Genomic DNA, 14,105 nt, shown 5'->3' with positions numbered 1-14,105 from the left:
TCTGGGCTTTCGATGTAACTGGCATTCACGGCAAAGGTGAGTCCTGCGACTTCAATTTCTGCTTTCGCCGGTAGTCTAGATTTATCCGATAACAAGGCACGTTGGTGCGCGGGGTTTTTGTGGAAACCATCAATACACGTACCGATAAGATTCTCTGGGTCCATTCCCGGCCAGATGGTGCGCAATTCGTTGACACGGTTTGCTAACATTCTCACCACGGCATCATTAGCGTAGGTGATGTTTAAGTCTGCATCACACATCATCAGATTGGTTTGTGCGCTATCAACCGCCGATTGCAAACGAGCTACCTCTTTATCTTTCTCTTTTTGCTCGGTTAAATCTTGCCATTCGACCATGTTGCCCATGTACTCGCCTTCTGGGCTTTCTACATAGCTCGCTCTAACTTTGAAGATGATATCGCCTAACGTGATTTCTGCTTCTGCCGGTAAGCGGCTCTTATCGGACAATAAAGCGCGTTGGTGCGCGGGGTTTTTATGGAAACCATCGATACATTCACCGATAAGGTTTTGCGGATCTAGACTCGGCCAAATTTCGCGTAACTCCTTTACGCGGTTTTCTAACATCGCAACCACCGCTTTGTTGGCGTAGGTGATGTTTAAGTCGGCGTCGCACATCATCAAATTGGTTTGTGCACCCAATACGGCTGCTTCTAAATAGGCTAGTTGCTTCATGTCTTCATCCTCAGTTTCTTGATTTAATTGTTCTTTGTCTTCTTGATAACCACTTAGCATTGTTTCTGCTATTAAATTTAACGCGCCGCTCCACGCGTCATAAATTTGCTTGCTCCATTTATCACCCGCATAAATCTCCATAACCTCTAGTAAGGTATCGGCCACTGCTTGGTAATGCGCAGGCTCTGCGCCGTAATGTTGATGCCGCTCACCCATTTCAACCAAGATGGGCACTAAGGCGTCTGGGTTTCTAAGGCTTTCTATAGTGAGCTTGATCGCTTGGAGCAGTTTTACTACTTGACTCTTTTGCGTGGTGTTTTTAAACAGCGGTATAACGCCAGGGTAACGTTCGAACAAGGTGTCATAAAACTGGTTAATCATCTTGTCGGCAACGGGGGCCAATAGCGCGAAACTGCTTTCAAGCACTTCAACATCCAAGCCTAATGGAGATTCATAGGGTTTCGATGTTACTTTAGGCACTGCTTTTTTTGCGGGCTTTGGCTTTACTGCCACTTTCTTGGCTGGCTTGGACTTTTGTTTTTCAGCTGCTTTTGACGATGGTTCTGCCTCTGTCGCCTGTGTTGGCGCGTCTTCATCGTCCATCCATGCTAAGGGATCAAACCCCAATGAAGCACCTTTCTTTCCTTTGTTTTTATCTACCATTTCTTTCCCCGTTGTTCGTTAACCACTCCAAGCAATACCTGAGAACACGTGCTCTGCAATTTGGCGCGCCTCATTCATGCTTATTAAGTTTGTTTTTCCATCTAACGTTTTGCTTTTTACACGCCCATGAACGACTTGATTTTGAGGTTCATATTTTCTCTTTTGTATTTTAAAACTCATCATAATGTTCTCCCATTCAAAAGATCTTCTGCTAGGTTATCGTAATCAATTGCGCCATTACTGCGCTTTTGGTATTCAAAAATTGTTTGCCCGTAACTGGGACTTTCCGCTAAAGCAACCGCCTCTCTAATAGGTGTAACAAGAACAGCGTCTTTGAAGTAACTCGTTAATTTCTCGCGAACTTCGTTCGCTAACCGACGGCGGCTATGAAAGCGCGTCAAGATTACCCATACTTTCATTTTGTGGTTCAAACGCCCTTCAACGTGCTTGAGGATACCCATCAGACGCGACATTCCATGGAGTGCTAGGTAGTCACTCGACACAGGAATAATGATTTCTTTTGCCGCTAGAATAGCGTTCATGGATAAAATGCCCGACGAGGGAGGACAATCAATAAAAACAAAGTCCTGACGTAATTTCTTCACTTCATTAGCCAGTAAATGGCCGCCGGTCACACCACGAACACTTTGTTCCACTTCAGACAGACGAGTCCCCGCCGGCATTAACATTAAATTTTCACGAGCCTCTAGTTTCATATCTGCGAAACTGGACTCTCCCAACAACACCTCATCAATGCCTGACTGTGGGTGCGTTTCTTCACCAAAACCTGCGGTCAGGTGATTTTGCGGGTCCATATCAATCGCCGTTACTTTATGACCACGTAGCGCCATTGCATGCGCTAAGTTAATCGCGGTTGTCGTTTTACCAACCCCACCTTTTTGATTTAAAACCGCAAACGTTCGCATACCAAGCTAGCCCTCAGCCGCTTCTTTTCCAGACTCTTCAGCATCGTCTATATCTTTCAGGCTCATCAGGTGATCAATATCCAGCACAATCACCATTTTGTCGTCTATGGTTGCCATGCCTTTCATGTAACTCATGTTGACGGCATAGCCTAAATCCGGCGCATCTTTTAATTCGTTTTTAGTAATGTGATAAACCTCTGATACGGCGTCTACAACAACGCCCATAATGCGCTCTTTCTCGCCATCCTCACTTTTTACTCGCAATACAACGACCACCGTTAAGTCGTTATATTCAACGCTTTGTATACCAAACCGCTCGCGCAAATCTAAAATAGAGACAATTGTTCCACGTAAATTGATCACCCCTTTAATAAAAGGCGGCGCATTTGGAATGGTTGTCACGGAGTCCCAACCTCTTATTTCTTGTACCCTTAAGATATCTACGCCGTACTCTTCATCACCTAATAAAAAGGTTAAATACTGATCCTGATGACTGCTGCCACTCGTGACGATGTCTTCATTAGCTGGGCTTGTACTCATTATTTTCTCCTGTGCCTATTGATTGCCTAGTGAGGCAAACGTTTTATGCTCTGATTTTATTATTGCTAAGTTTTCTTTTATGTACATTTACCATACCGTTAACGTCCCAAATAAGTGCTACCGTTCCGTCACCCAAAATGGTCGCCCCTGACATCGTCTCTACTTTTCGGTAATTAGTTTCTAGGCTCTTAATAACAACTTGTTGCTGACCTTCTAAGCCATCAACGATAATGCCCGCTGGCGTACCATCGACTTCAACCACTACCATCAGCGATTCATGAAGATCTCGCTTCTCCGTTGGTAGGCCGAACACTTCTCTGGCTCGAATAATCGGTATGTAGTGCTCACGGAGCTTATACACCTCCGCCTTTCCCGCCACTTGATTAATGTACTTACGGTCAACCTGTAATGACTCAATAATTGTAATCAATGGAATAACGTACGACTCATTTCCAACGGTCACTAACTGGCCATCCAAAATAGCTAGCGTTAGCGGTAAGCGGATAGTAAAAGTAGAACCTTTGCCTTCTTCGGACTTGACGCTGACAGAACCGCCTAGACTTAAGATACTGGTTTTAACCACATCCATGCCAACCCCACGACCGGACACATCACTCACCACCTCAGCCGTTGAGAAACCTGGCGCGAAAATCAGGTTGTTAATTTCATCGTCCGACAAGTCATCACCCGGTGACACCACGCCCTTCTCTACCGCTTTAGCGAGCACTTTGGCTTTGTTTATTCCTGCACCATCGTCTTTAATTTCAATAACAATGTTGCCGCCTTGGTGAAACGCATTGAGCGTTAGAGTGCCTGTTTCTCCCTTGCCTGCCGCCAACCTGACATCCGGTGTTTCAATCCCATGATCCAGCGCATTTCTCACCAAATGCACCATCGGATCACCAATTTTTTCCATCACCGTTTTATCCAACTCTGTTTCTTCACCCGACACAACCAACTCGATTTTTTTGGTTAGTTTGCTAGACAGGTCATGAACCAGACGTGGCATACGGCTAAATACAAAACTAATAGGCAACATGCGGATACGCATGACACTTTCTTGCAATTCGCGCGTATTGCGCTCTAATTGGGCCAAGCCTTTACTTAAGCGTAACAATATTTCCGCATTCGCTTTACTGGCTTCGCTATCATAGTTTGAAGACGCTTCTGCATTCGCCTCTAAGTCTTCGCCAGCTTGATCTAGCATCGATTGAGTAATAACAAGCTCACCGACTAGGTTAATAAGCTCATCAACCTTATCAATACCTACCCTAATCGAGGCGGCTTCCACCGGCTTTTTAGTCGCCTTGGTTTTCGTATTAGCCGGCGCATTGCCAGCCACAGCCGAAACGGGCGCTGCGGTTGAAGCGGGCTCTATGTTTGATGCCGTGTCTTCAGCAATTGATGCTAATAATTCTGGAGCTGGGGCTGGTGTCGCAGAAACGGTTTCAGACGTCAAAGAGGTTATAGTTAAATCACATTCATCTTCGACCCATTCAAAAACTTCTGAAATATCTGCCTCGGTCACCTTGCCCGTCAGTGTCATTTCCCAAGCTAAATACAAGTCCTCTGGGGTTAACTCAGCCAGAGGCTGCAGTTTGTCGAGATCAACGCTAACCGCCAACTCACCCATCTCACTTAACGCCCTAAACATGCGCACGGGATCATTCCCCGTCATTAATAAATCTGCATGTGGGGCAAACTCTATTTTCCAGCGACTCATGCCATCACTTGCTGGCTGGTCACTGCTTACAACCTCAGGTTCTGCTGCTACCTCAGTCGCTGAAACGCTACCTTCTTCATTCTTTAAAATGCCGTCGAGAACTGCGTACCGCATTGCGACCATTTCCTCGTCAACATCAGTTTTATCTCGCGCCGCTTCCAACATGGTCCTTAGGACATCAACTGACAGCAACAAAGAGTCAACGGCGAACTGAGTGACCTCTCTTGAGCCGTCACGCATTTCATCCAACAAGGTTTCCATTACGTGAGTAAACTCTGACACGTTCATAAAGCCAAACGTGCCCGCGCCGCCCTTGATTGAGTGCGCCGCGCGAAAAATGGTATTAATAATCTCTACATCGCCCTCACCTACATCGAGCTCCAAGAGCTCAGACTCCATGATTTCCAACCCTTCAAAACTTTCCTCAAAAAAAGCTTCATGAAATTGCGACATATCAATAGACATAATCCTACCCCAATACTTTTTTAACCGTTGCTAGTAACTGATCAGGGTTAAACGGCTTCACTAACCACCCCGTCGCTCCCGCCGCTTTACCCGCCATCTTCTTTTCTGTCGACGCTTCCGTGGTTAACGTTAGAATCGGTACAAACCTATAGTTTGGCAGAGCACGTAGTTCTTTAGTCAGCGTAATACCATCCATATTTGGCATATTGACATCTGTAATGACTGCATTAAAACTTCCGTTTTTAGCACATGCCAAGCCTTCTACACCATCAGCAGCCTCAACGATGTCATGCCCACCACCTTTTAACGTAAATGCAACCATTTGGCGCATTGAAGCAGAATCATCTACCACAAGTATCCGAGCCATACTCTATCCCCTCATTAATATTATATATTTCATGTATTAAATTTCACTGCACCATCAACGCTTACACGTTCATGGCAGCTTTTAACCCCATTAAGTCAACCGTTTCGAGAAACACATCAGTCGGCTCAAACCATTCAAATTCACGTTTTTTTAACGCCGCATGCTGAACAAACGCCACTAATAATTGCAAAGCAGCCGCATCCACGCTTTCGACCTCAGACGCATCCAACACGATAGCTCCGTCCGCCGCTATAGCCGACTCTAGCTCTGCCTTAACATCACTAACAACTTGAATTCCTAGCTGGTTTGGAAACTTGATATTCATTATTGACACCTTCAATAGACTTACCATTGATGCACTTTAAGGACTCTTCTTCTAAATTGAGTAACCCCTTAATGTCCCTTGCTTTATTATTTTGACTTCCTAACTAGAGACTAGCAGTTAATTTAAAAAAATTTGGTTTTTTGAAAAATTAATTAAATTATTTACTCAATCGTCTCTATTTATAACGCTTACTTGTTGGTTAATCCCACCTCAATTGACTCAAACCAATCGAGAAATTTCCCAACATCATCACCCTTAAAAATGCGCCCGTGTTGCGGGCACATCATGTCGATATCTAACCGACGCACTCGTCTGACCCAATCATTCTTTGCCTTGTTAGATGGCATCCAACGCTGGTGAAACATTTTCATTTTTTGCACGTGCTCTTCGAAATCATCAACAAACATGGGCGAATTGTCTGGCTCAAGCGCCGCACCAATATCTCCCGACATCAATATCTTGGCCTTAGGGTCATACACATTAAAATTACCGGAAGAATGCAAATAATGAGCAGGGATAAACTCTAATGTCACCCCATCTAGTTGCAAACGCGCCCCCGTATCAGGGATCCCATCAAACTCAATGTTTTGCATTCCAAAGTGGCGAAGAAAGCCCTCCCATAACCAAGGCGAATGAAGCGTTGCATTGGTAAGCGCCAAGTCCCACAAACCTAATGACGAAATAATGTCTGGATCTTGATGTGAGGCAAATAAATGCGTAATTTTTTGAGCCGGCACTTCTTTTATAACAGCCGACAGCATCGCTGAAAATAACTCAATTCCACCGGGATCCATTAATAGCGCATTGTTTTCACTCACCACCATGTATTGATTGGTATCAATAATTAAATCCGGCTTATCATTATCACGACCAAAAACCATCCACTTATGGTCGCCGTTTTCATACAACGTTTCTGTTTTCATTTAACTTTCCTACTGTAGTGTGGCGACTTGTTGCCGCGAGAATACTATTTGCTCTTTAATCGTCCCGGATATTCTTTCAACATTTTCTGCCACGTTGTCCAGGGCATCCTTATATTGCTCACCGGCCTGCGAAGCCTCTACATGACACAAGGTTTTTAACACCACCGCCGACCTTAATTCGCCTTCGACCGCCTCCAACTCTTGAGATAGCTGCTGAATTCTTTGCTGGTAATCAATCATTAGCAGTTTTTGCTGCTCTTGGGTTCGTTTGTAAACCGTGTCTAGGCTAGAAATATTACGACAGTCTTTTGACTTCTCATACACCGCATCAAAATATCTAATAGCACTGTCAGCACGATACTTTTCAACCGACATTCGGCTTAGTTGCGCGGCAATTGCATTGATTTTTTTAGATGAACTGACGGTGATATCGGATAAACGGTGAATCGCATCAGTCAGAGGCCTAAAACCCGCCGCACTTTGCCCTGCTCTTAGCGTTAAGGCTCGAGCATTACTTGCGGTTAATGATAATTGATGTGCGACTTTGGTAGCGTAATCAAGCTTAGCAGCGATGGTGGCAGCCCCTACAAAGTAGTTGCTATCTGTTTGAGACATATTCACTCCGAGTGAGGTAATTGCGATGTTAGCGCGGCTAACGTTTAATTTGGAGTGTAGTCAAAAAAAATTATTTATGTTGCGACTATTAAAAAAACTGATCTAGATCAGGAACCACATCGGCTTGATGTTTTTTGCTTGCAAGCTAATGACGCCCACAGGCAAGCAAAAAAGAGTTTATCGCAAAGCGCATCCACCTCACTCTTCCACATCAGTTACACGGTAGAGCTCACTTTCGTTAGCCGAAGGAGATCCGGCCCATTATCGTTTGCTTTAACAAACAAACGCACCTGGAACCAAAACGCCTAAATAAAGACTTCGCCAATAACTTACATACTTTTTGGATCACAAGATTCTTTCTAAACAAATCATGCAAAAAAAATACTTTCTGCTAGGCTTTTGGTACAAGCGTTAGTTACGCTCCATTTTTAACCTAACGTGGTCTCCACCTGACAAGAAACTTTATTAAGCACAATCATAAATAACAGGATGACATTATGAGCATTACCTTTTCCACCTCTGGCAGCAAGTTAACAATCAACACCCCAGAACGTTTTGATTTCGGTTCTCATAAAGAATTTCGCTCAGCTATTGACGCTATAAACGCCAGCAATATTAACCATGCTTGTATTGACATGCGGATGACTGGATACGTTGATAGCTCCGCCCTAGGCATGCTATTGATGCTAAAGAACAAAATGGGCAACAGTAAAGAAGCTGTCTCACTTATCAACACCCGGCCTGAAGTGAAAAAAATATTAGATATCGCAAATTTCGGCCAACTATTCAGCTTAAGCTAAGCAATAAAAAGCATTCCTATGGGATCGATTCAACAGCCAAGCGCAAGCACAATTTCTAAGGCTCTCGTCGTTGACGACAGCATGTCTCAACGTCTACTGCTAAGCCATATGCTCGAGAAGCTAGGTTATGACGTTGTGTCCGCTAAAGACGGTGAGGAGGCCCTTGCTAAATTCAATGAGCAGCGACCCGATATCATTTTTATGGATATCGAAATGCCCAAGATGAATGGTATTGAGGCCACCCGTGCTATCAGGAAGGTACTCGACGAGGACTTTATTCCCATTATTTTCGTCACCGGTGGCACCAGTGAACGGTATCTTGAAGACTGTGTCGCGGCTGGTGGCGATGATTTCATTAAAAAACCATTTAACCCGACCATCCTATCCGCAAAAGCTCAATCTTTATTACGTATAAAGCAGTTATATAATGAGCAAATAGTTCAGAAGCGAGAAATCGAAGCCTTTAAAGCTGAAGAAGACCGCGAACACGAAATAGCGGCTATATTGAACGAAAGTATCGTTATGGCCGGCTACATGGAGTCACCTAATGTTCATCACTTCCTCACTCCCATGTCCCTGTTTAATGGGGATATATTATTATGTGCTTATACACCGGCCAATAAGTTAAACCTTTTATTAGGTGACTTTACTGGCCACGGAATTATAGCCTCGGTTGCTGCGGCACCTGCGTCAGAAATTTTTTACGGAATGACCGCCAAAGGTTTTGGAATTCGTGAGATAACGGAAGAGATTAACACTAAGCTTAACCGCTTGCTGCCCGCTCATATGTTCTTAGCCGCAACACTTGCTTGCTTAGACCCTGAAACTCATAATTTAAGCACCATCACTTGTGGCCTGCCGGATCATTTCTTATTTAACAAGGAAACAGGCGAGATAAAAACACTCTTATCTAATAACTTGCCGCTTGGCATTGTATCCAGTCAAGAGCTTGCCCCCATCGAAAAGCATATTGAAGTAACATCACAACACCGCTTATTCCTATTCACCGATGGCATTGTCGAAGCCGAAAATTCTAGCGGCGAACCTTTCGGCTTTGAAGGCATTAAAAGCTGCTTGGGACCTACTGGCACATCAAGTTTCGACCTAGTTCTTGAGTCATTACAAGCACATCAAGGCAATCAAAGCCAGCAAGATGATATTACCCTTGTCAGACTAACCTGTGATTTTGACCCTGAGAAGTGGAACACTCAGGAGCCCCAAGATAGTCGCGTTGAAATGGAGCCTTCGAACTGGAAGCTATCATCCACTATGGATTACAACACCCTTAAACGCCTTAACCCTGTTCCCGCCATGGTTAACTCTTTAATGGAAATCCAAGGCCTGCTACCTTTTCGCGAATCCATTTTCTTAGTTACCACCGAGCTTTTTGCCAACTCGTTGGACCATGGCTTGCTCGGCCTAGATTCTTCCTTAAAAAAATCACCCGATGGCTTTGCCCAATTTTTTGAGTTACGGCAACAACGGCTTGACCAACTGTCTAAAGGCAATATAAAACTTTTTTTCTCTCATGTGCCCCACAAAACCGGAGGTGAACTCACCATTCAAGTGCATGACACTGGATGTGGTTTTGATGAGAACCAAGTACTCACTGATATAAAAAATAACGACGGGTTTTCTGGCCGAGGTATTCAACTAATTCGGCAAATCTGCACATCACTCGAGTATTCAAATGACGGTAGACGCGCTACAGCTGTATTTACTTGGAGCAATGAATAACCCTCGATTAATAAAGCCGTTACCCAACACCACTTTAAGTAACAATAAAAACACGAGAGGCATATAAACGTGGAATTTACACAACATCAAAACATTCTTGACGCATGCGCACACCCTGTCCTTGCCATCGATCAAGATTTAATCATTACCTATGCCAATGCTGCGGCCACACAAACGCTGCAAAGGCTTTCCAACGGAGCAGCACTCAATGGTTTAGCTCTTGCCGAACTAGGCCTAGCCTCTATCGAGCTTAATCGAACACCTCTTATCGTCGAGCATCCAAGCCAACCGCTTCTTTTCACATTTTCAGCCACCCCAAACCAAGCTGGCTACGCCGTTAGCGTAGAAACACACACAGGAAGGAGCACTGGCATTAAAGAACAAATGGTAGATGTGATTCAAGAAATCGCTAATGGCGATCTAAGTTCACGCTTTAGCACCGACACGTTGAGCGATGAAGCAGCCGAAGTCGCGGGCTTGTTCAACGACTGTTTATCTTCCATAGAGCAAAGTGCCAAGGTTCTTTTAAAGGATGTTTTATTGCTCGCCGACTGTAACTTTCGCGCCGACATAAGCACTGTACACAACAGCCCCCTTGGTCAATTCAGCGGGCCGCTTGAAACCACCTTTTCAAACTTAAATGAAGCGCTCAGCCAAACCATTAATTTCAGTGAAATTATTGGTAGCGCTTCAGCTGAAATTGCAAGTGATAACCAAAAACTGTCACAGCGAACGCAACAGCAATCAGCTGAGCTTGAAGCAACCAGCTCTACCATGGAAGAACTTTCCTCCACTGTGCTTGCCAATTCAGACAATGCATCGCGTGCAAGTGACCTTGCAAAATCCACTCACTCACTCGTACAAACCGGTCAAAGTTATGTCGGCCAAATGGTGGACGCCATGCAGTCGGTAAAGAAAAGCTCTGGCCGCATCGAAGGTATTATTGGCGTTATCAACGAAATCGCTTTCCAAACTAACATCTTGTCACTAAATGCTGCCATTGAAGCTGCGCAAGCTGGCGAACACGGCCGTGGTTTTGCTGTTGTGGCAACCGAAGTACGCCATTTAGCGCAGCGCAGCGCCGATGCCGCGAAAGAAATCAAACAGCTTATTTCAGAGTCAGGAAGTATCGTTGAAGGCGGTCAAAAAGTCGCCATTAATGTTAGAGACCAAATGATACAAATTGTTGAAAGCATGGATGAAACAAATGCTCTCATGTCTGAAATATCCACCGCTACAAAGGAGCAAAGTACTGGTATTGCTCAAGCAAATAGTGCCATTACCAATATTGATACGATCAACCAGCAAAATACAACATTGGTTGAGCGGCTTGCCTCGAACACCCACAATATGGATCAAAAGGTTAACTTTTTGATCGATACCGCTAATATCTTCCACCTGCAAGATAATTCAGCCGGACCTTCACATCCATTACATGTAAAAGCCGCCGCCATCGCGCAACAAGGTGCTCAAGGACTTAGTGCAGCGTTAGAGCTTGCCGTACAAAAAAGACAAATAACGTACGAACAAGTTTTTGATCGTGCATACCAGCCTATTCCAAATACCGAGCCTACAAAATTTAGCTCACAATTTGACCAGTTAACAGATCAAATTTTCCCAGCAACTCAAGAAGCCATACTAGACAACAATCCATTCTTATTGCTGGCTGCCGCAACCGATAATAATGGTTACATTCCAACCCATAACTTACGTTTTACCAAACCGCTCACCGGCGACCCTAAGTTAGACTTAGTTGGTAACCGGACAAAACGCATCTTTAATGATCGTGTTGGCCTTATTTCAGGTAGCAACACAAAACCATATACGCTACAAATTTACCGCCGAGATACAGGTGAGCTCATGTTTGACGTTTCCGCCCCCATTATTGTTGGCGGGCGCCACTGGGGCGCTTTCCGTATAGGTTATAACTTTGAATAAGCCAATACCCACGCAAAAAAACAAAGTTCTTGTTGTCGAGCCATCTAATGTCTATCAGTTAGTGATTCAGCAGTGCCTTGAAGAGCACAACTGCCACGCTATTTTTGTAAAAACAGGTGCCGATGCTAAGCAACTCATCGAACACTCAGCATTTGACTTAATTTGCGTTGCCATGGAACTAGAAGACACCTCTGGCTCTGATTTATGCAAACAAATTCGTAGCATAGAAGGCTACAGCCAAAGCATCCCTGTTGTTATGATTACCACCAATGAAAATAGCTCAACATTGAATAATGCGCTGCGTGCTGGTGCCAATGAAATTTTTCACAAAAGCGCACTATCCGCATTCTCTTTTTACTTAACTCACCATGCTTTTTCTAAAGACTATGATGAGCAAGTATGCGGCAATATCCTGTACATAGAGGACAATCAGGCACAAGCAAGCTTGATCATCGCGAACCTTGAGCAACATGGCCACAGCTTGACACATTTTACAAATGCAGAAGAGGCGTTAAATAGCTTTAATACGCACCCGTACGACTTAGTTCTCACCGACATTTTTCTTAACGGCGCGTTAACTGGGGTAGATGTCGTTAAAACCATCCGCAGTGACAGCAGCAACAAGAAAATACCTATCCTGACCATTTCAGCCACTGAGGATGCTCAGCAAAAACTCGAACTACTGCGTAATGGCGCGAATGATTACGTTGCGAAGCCTATTATCCAAGAAGAATTGGCCGTTCGAACAAAAAACCTCATCACAAGCAAGAAACTGTTCGACAAGCTTCAAGAGCAACAAAAGCACTTTAAGGAAATGGCCATGAAAGACCAACTAACGGGACTTTTTAACCGTCATTTCTTAATGGAAGTGGTACCAAAATCCATAAAAGAAGCGCTACGACACCAATATGATTTAAGCATGTTAGTGATTGATTTGGATAAGTTTAAACTCATTAACGACACCCGAGGCCACGCAACCGGTGATATTGTTCTAGAAAGTGTGGGTAGCACTATACTCAATAGCTGTCGCCACGAAGACATCGCCTGCCGTTTTGGTGGCGAAGAATTTGTACTCGTTCTACCTCATTGCAATTTGGCTAGTGCCGAAGCTAAAGCCGAGGAGCTTAGAGTGGCTATTGAACAAAGCAAACCAGCTGAACTAACCGTTACTGCCAGTATCGGCGTCAGTAGTTTGTTTATTGACCAGGATGACGACGACCTTGCCAGCCTTTTCGAACGTGCAGATACTGGCACCTATTTAGCAAAAGAAAAGGGCCGGAATCAAGTCGTTTTAGTGGCAGAAAACCCAACAAACAGGGTTAATTAGAGCCTTCAAAAAATTTCGTTTTTACGACAGCAACTTTGAAAATATAGTCTATCCTTAACAGCATAATCAATAACTAAATATAAAGGGAATTGCTAATGAATGTTTTAATTGTGGATGACAGCCGCATGTCTAGAATGATGCTCACAACGATCATAAAAGATGCACACCCAGACTGGAATATTGAACCTGCTGAAGACGGGGCTTCTGCTTTAGCACTGGCATCTGCAAATTCCTTTGACATATTTACCATTGATTTCAATATGCCTGGCATCAACGGCCTAGAACTGGCTGAACAATTAAAACCCTTATTCCCCAAGGCCAAAATGGCTTTATTAACGGCCAATGTGCAAGACAGCATCCAAGCGCAAGCCAAAACGTTGGGAATCGATTTTATTGCTAAGCCCATCACCGCCGACAAAATAACGGCATTTGTTGGTTAGTCATGTCTAACGATACATCAATTCTAGATGAGATCCACTTAGACGCCTTAGGTGAGCTATTAAATATTGGTATGGGCGCTGCCGCTGCTGCATTAAGCACCATGGTGCAACAAGAAGTGCTGCTGACCGTACCAATTATTCGAATAGTCCCCTCTAGCGAGGTCGCCTCTCAACTAGATGACAACCCACCTAATACTGTTTGCGGCGTTAAGCAATCTTTCAGTGGTGAGTTTTCCGGCGATGCCTTACTGCTTTTCTCTGAAGAAAAAAGTCTGTCACTGGTGCGTGCCGTAGTGGGTGATAGCATACCACTTGAAGAATTAAGTGAGATGGAAGAAGAAGCCATCACTGAAATTGGTAATATCATCTTAAATGCTTGCATCAGCAGTTTGGCTAATATATTCAATGATTACTTAGATAGCGCCCTACCTGAATACCTTCACGAAGAACTCGAATTGTTATTCGAAGAAAAAGAATCCAATGCAAACTTTGTGCTGTTATTAAGAATGTCGTTCAACATAGCCGAACAAGACATTACCGGCTACGTCACTTTCATTATGGACATAAACTCCATCATTAAGGTAAAAGCGCAAATTAATAAGATGCTGGGTATCGCAGACTGAA

The 14,105-nt window shown here is 44.1% G+C and carries 15 protein-coding genes; 6 read left to right on the top strand and 9 right to left on the bottom strand.

Annotation, left to right across the window (positions count from 1 at the left end; all coding sequences use genetic code 11):
* From AB1Y31_12320 to AB1Y31_12280, 9 genes are all read right to left on the bottom strand, one after another.
* Positions 1–1,355: globin domain-containing protein (locus tag AB1Y31_12320; protein MEW4983965.1), on the bottom strand; the 1,355-nt coding region annotated here is incomplete at its 3' end.
* A gap of 18 nt (positions 1,356–1,373) precedes the next feature.
* A complete protein-coding gene (locus AB1Y31_12315; GenBank protein MEW4983964.1) occupies positions 1,374–1,538 on the bottom strand; it encodes a hypothetical protein in 165 nt (54 codons plus the stop codon).
* A complete protein-coding gene (locus tag AB1Y31_12310) occupies positions 1,535–2,281 on the bottom strand; it encodes a ParA family protein (GenBank protein ID MEW4983963.1) in 747 nt (248 codons plus the stop codon). Before AB1Y31_12310 ends, AB1Y31_12315 begins: the two co-directional genes overlap by 4 nt.
* 6 nt (positions 2,282–2,287) lie before the next feature.
* Positions 2,288–2,821 carry a chemotaxis protein CheW gene (locus AB1Y31_12305; protein ID MEW4983962.1) on the bottom strand — a complete coding sequence of 178 codons (534 nt, stop codon included), beginning with the start codon at positions 2,819–2,821 and terminating at the stop codon, positions 2,288–2,290.
* A gap of 43 nt (positions 2,822–2,864) precedes the next feature.
* The gene (locus AB1Y31_12300) at positions 2,865–5,009 is read right to left on the bottom strand and encodes a chemotaxis protein CheA (GenBank protein MEW4983961.1); all 2,145 of its coding nucleotides are present in this window, start codon (positions 5,007–5,009) and stop codon (positions 2,865–2,867) included.
* A 4-nt stretch (positions 5,010–5,013) separates the two neighbouring features.
* The gene (locus AB1Y31_12295; protein MEW4983960.1) at positions 5,014–5,376 is read right to left on the bottom strand and encodes a response regulator; all 363 of its coding nucleotides are present in this window, start codon (positions 5,374–5,376) and stop codon (positions 5,014–5,016) included.
* Between the two features lie 61 nt (positions 5,377–5,437).
* A complete protein-coding gene (locus AB1Y31_12290; protein ID MEW4983959.1) occupies positions 5,438–5,701 on the bottom strand; it encodes an STAS domain-containing protein in 264 nt (87 codons plus the stop codon).
* Positions 5,702–5,889: 188 nt separating this feature from the next.
* Positions 5,890–6,624, bottom strand: a complete 735-nt coding sequence (locus AB1Y31_12285; protein MEW4983958.1) for an MBL fold metallo-hydrolase — start codon at positions 6,622–6,624, stop codon at positions 5,890–5,892.
* A gap of 9 nt (positions 6,625–6,633) precedes the next feature.
* On the bottom strand, positions 6,634–7,239 hold the full coding sequence (locus tag AB1Y31_12280) for a hypothetical protein (protein ID MEW4983957.1): 606 nt from the start codon (positions 7,237–7,239) through the stop codon (positions 6,634–6,636).
* Positions 7,240–7,736: 497 nt separating this feature from the next.
* Here AB1Y31_12280 and AB1Y31_12275 point away from each other — a divergent pair, with 497 nt between their 5' ends.
* From AB1Y31_12275 to AB1Y31_12250, 6 genes are all read left to right on the top strand, one after another.
* Positions 7,737–8,039 carry an STAS domain-containing protein gene (locus AB1Y31_12275; GenBank protein MEW4983956.1) on the top strand — a complete coding sequence of 101 codons (303 nt, stop codon included), beginning with the start codon at positions 7,737–7,739 and terminating at the stop codon, positions 8,037–8,039.
* Between the two features lie 18 nt (positions 8,040–8,057).
* Entirely contained in the window at positions 8,058–9,776 is a 1,719-nt protein-coding gene (locus AB1Y31_12270) for a fused response regulator/phosphatase (protein MEW4983955.1), read from the top strand.
* A 69-nt stretch (positions 9,777–9,845) separates the two neighbouring features.
* On the top strand, positions 9,846–11,714 hold the full coding sequence (locus tag AB1Y31_12265) for a methyl-accepting chemotaxis protein (protein MEW4983954.1): 1,869 nt from the start codon (positions 9,846–9,848) through the stop codon (positions 11,712–11,714).
* A complete protein-coding gene (locus AB1Y31_12260) occupies positions 11,707–13,041 on the top strand; it encodes a diguanylate cyclase (protein ID MEW4983953.1) in 1,335 nt (444 codons plus the stop codon). Before AB1Y31_12265 ends, AB1Y31_12260 begins: the two co-directional genes overlap by 8 nt.
* A gap of 95 nt (positions 13,042–13,136) precedes the next feature.
* Entirely contained in the window at positions 13,137–13,481 is a 345-nt protein-coding gene (locus AB1Y31_12255) for a response regulator (GenBank protein ID MEW4983952.1), read from the top strand.
* Positions 13,482–13,483: 2 nt separating this feature from the next.
* Positions 13,484–14,104, top strand: a complete 621-nt coding sequence (locus AB1Y31_12250; GenBank protein MEW4983951.1) for a chemotaxis protein CheC — start codon at positions 13,484–13,486, stop codon at positions 14,102–14,104.
* The last annotated feature ends 1 nt before the right edge of the window (position 14,105 follow it).

It is taken from the genome of Cycloclasticus sp. (genome assembly GCA_040743155.1).
In the GTDB taxonomy this organism is placed as follows: Bacteria; Pseudomonadota; Gammaproteobacteria; order Methylococcales; family Cycloclasticaceae; genus Cycloclasticus.
The sequence above is the reverse complement of the archived record's forward strand: the minus strand, read 5'-3'. Positions and strand labels throughout refer to the sequence as shown.

Excerpts from the sequence above, each read along its gene's own strand:
- AB1Y31_12250 (MEW4983951.1), top strand. The coding sequence starts at position 13,484 with ATGTCTAACGATACATCAATTCTAGATGAGATCCACTTAGACGCCTTA.
- AB1Y31_12315 (MEW4983964.1), bottom strand. The coding sequence starts at position 1,538 with ATGATGAGTTTTAAAATACAAAAGAGAAAATATGAACCTCAAAATCAA.
- AB1Y31_12305 (MEW4983962.1), bottom strand. The coding sequence starts at position 2,821 with ATGAGTACAAGCCCAGCTAATGAAGACATCGTCACGAGTGGCAGCAGT.
- AB1Y31_12290 (MEW4983959.1), bottom strand. The coding sequence starts at position 5,701 with ATGAATATCAAGTTTCCAAACCAGCTAGGAATTCAAGTTGTTAGTGAT.
- AB1Y31_12275 (MEW4983956.1), top strand. The coding sequence starts at position 7,737 with ATGAGCATTACCTTTTCCACCTCTGGCAGCAAGTTAACAATCAACACC.
- AB1Y31_12270 (MEW4983955.1), top strand. The coding sequence starts at position 8,058 with ATGGGATCGATTCAACAGCCAAGCGCAAGCACAATTTCTAAGGCTCTC.
- AB1Y31_12285 (MEW4983958.1), bottom strand. The coding sequence starts at position 6,624 with ATGAAAACAGAAACGTTGTATGAAAACGGCGACCATAAGTGGATGGTT.
- AB1Y31_12300 (MEW4983961.1), bottom strand. The coding sequence starts at position 5,009 with ATGTCTATTGATATGTCGCAATTTCATGAAGCTTTTTTTGAGGAAAGT.
- AB1Y31_12295 (MEW4983960.1), bottom strand. The coding sequence starts at position 5,376 with ATGGCTCGGATACTTGTGGTAGATGATTCTGCTTCAATGCGCCAAATG.
- AB1Y31_12280 (MEW4983957.1), bottom strand. The coding sequence starts at position 7,239 with ATGTCTCAAACAGATAGCAACTACTTTGTAGGGGCTGCCACCATCGCT.
- AB1Y31_12255 (MEW4983952.1), top strand. The coding sequence starts at position 13,137 with ATGAATGTTTTAATTGTGGATGACAGCCGCATGTCTAGAATGATGCTC.
- AB1Y31_12310 (MEW4983963.1), bottom strand. The coding sequence starts at position 2,281 with ATGCGAACGTTTGCGGTTTTAAATCAAAAAGGTGGGGTTGGTAAAACG.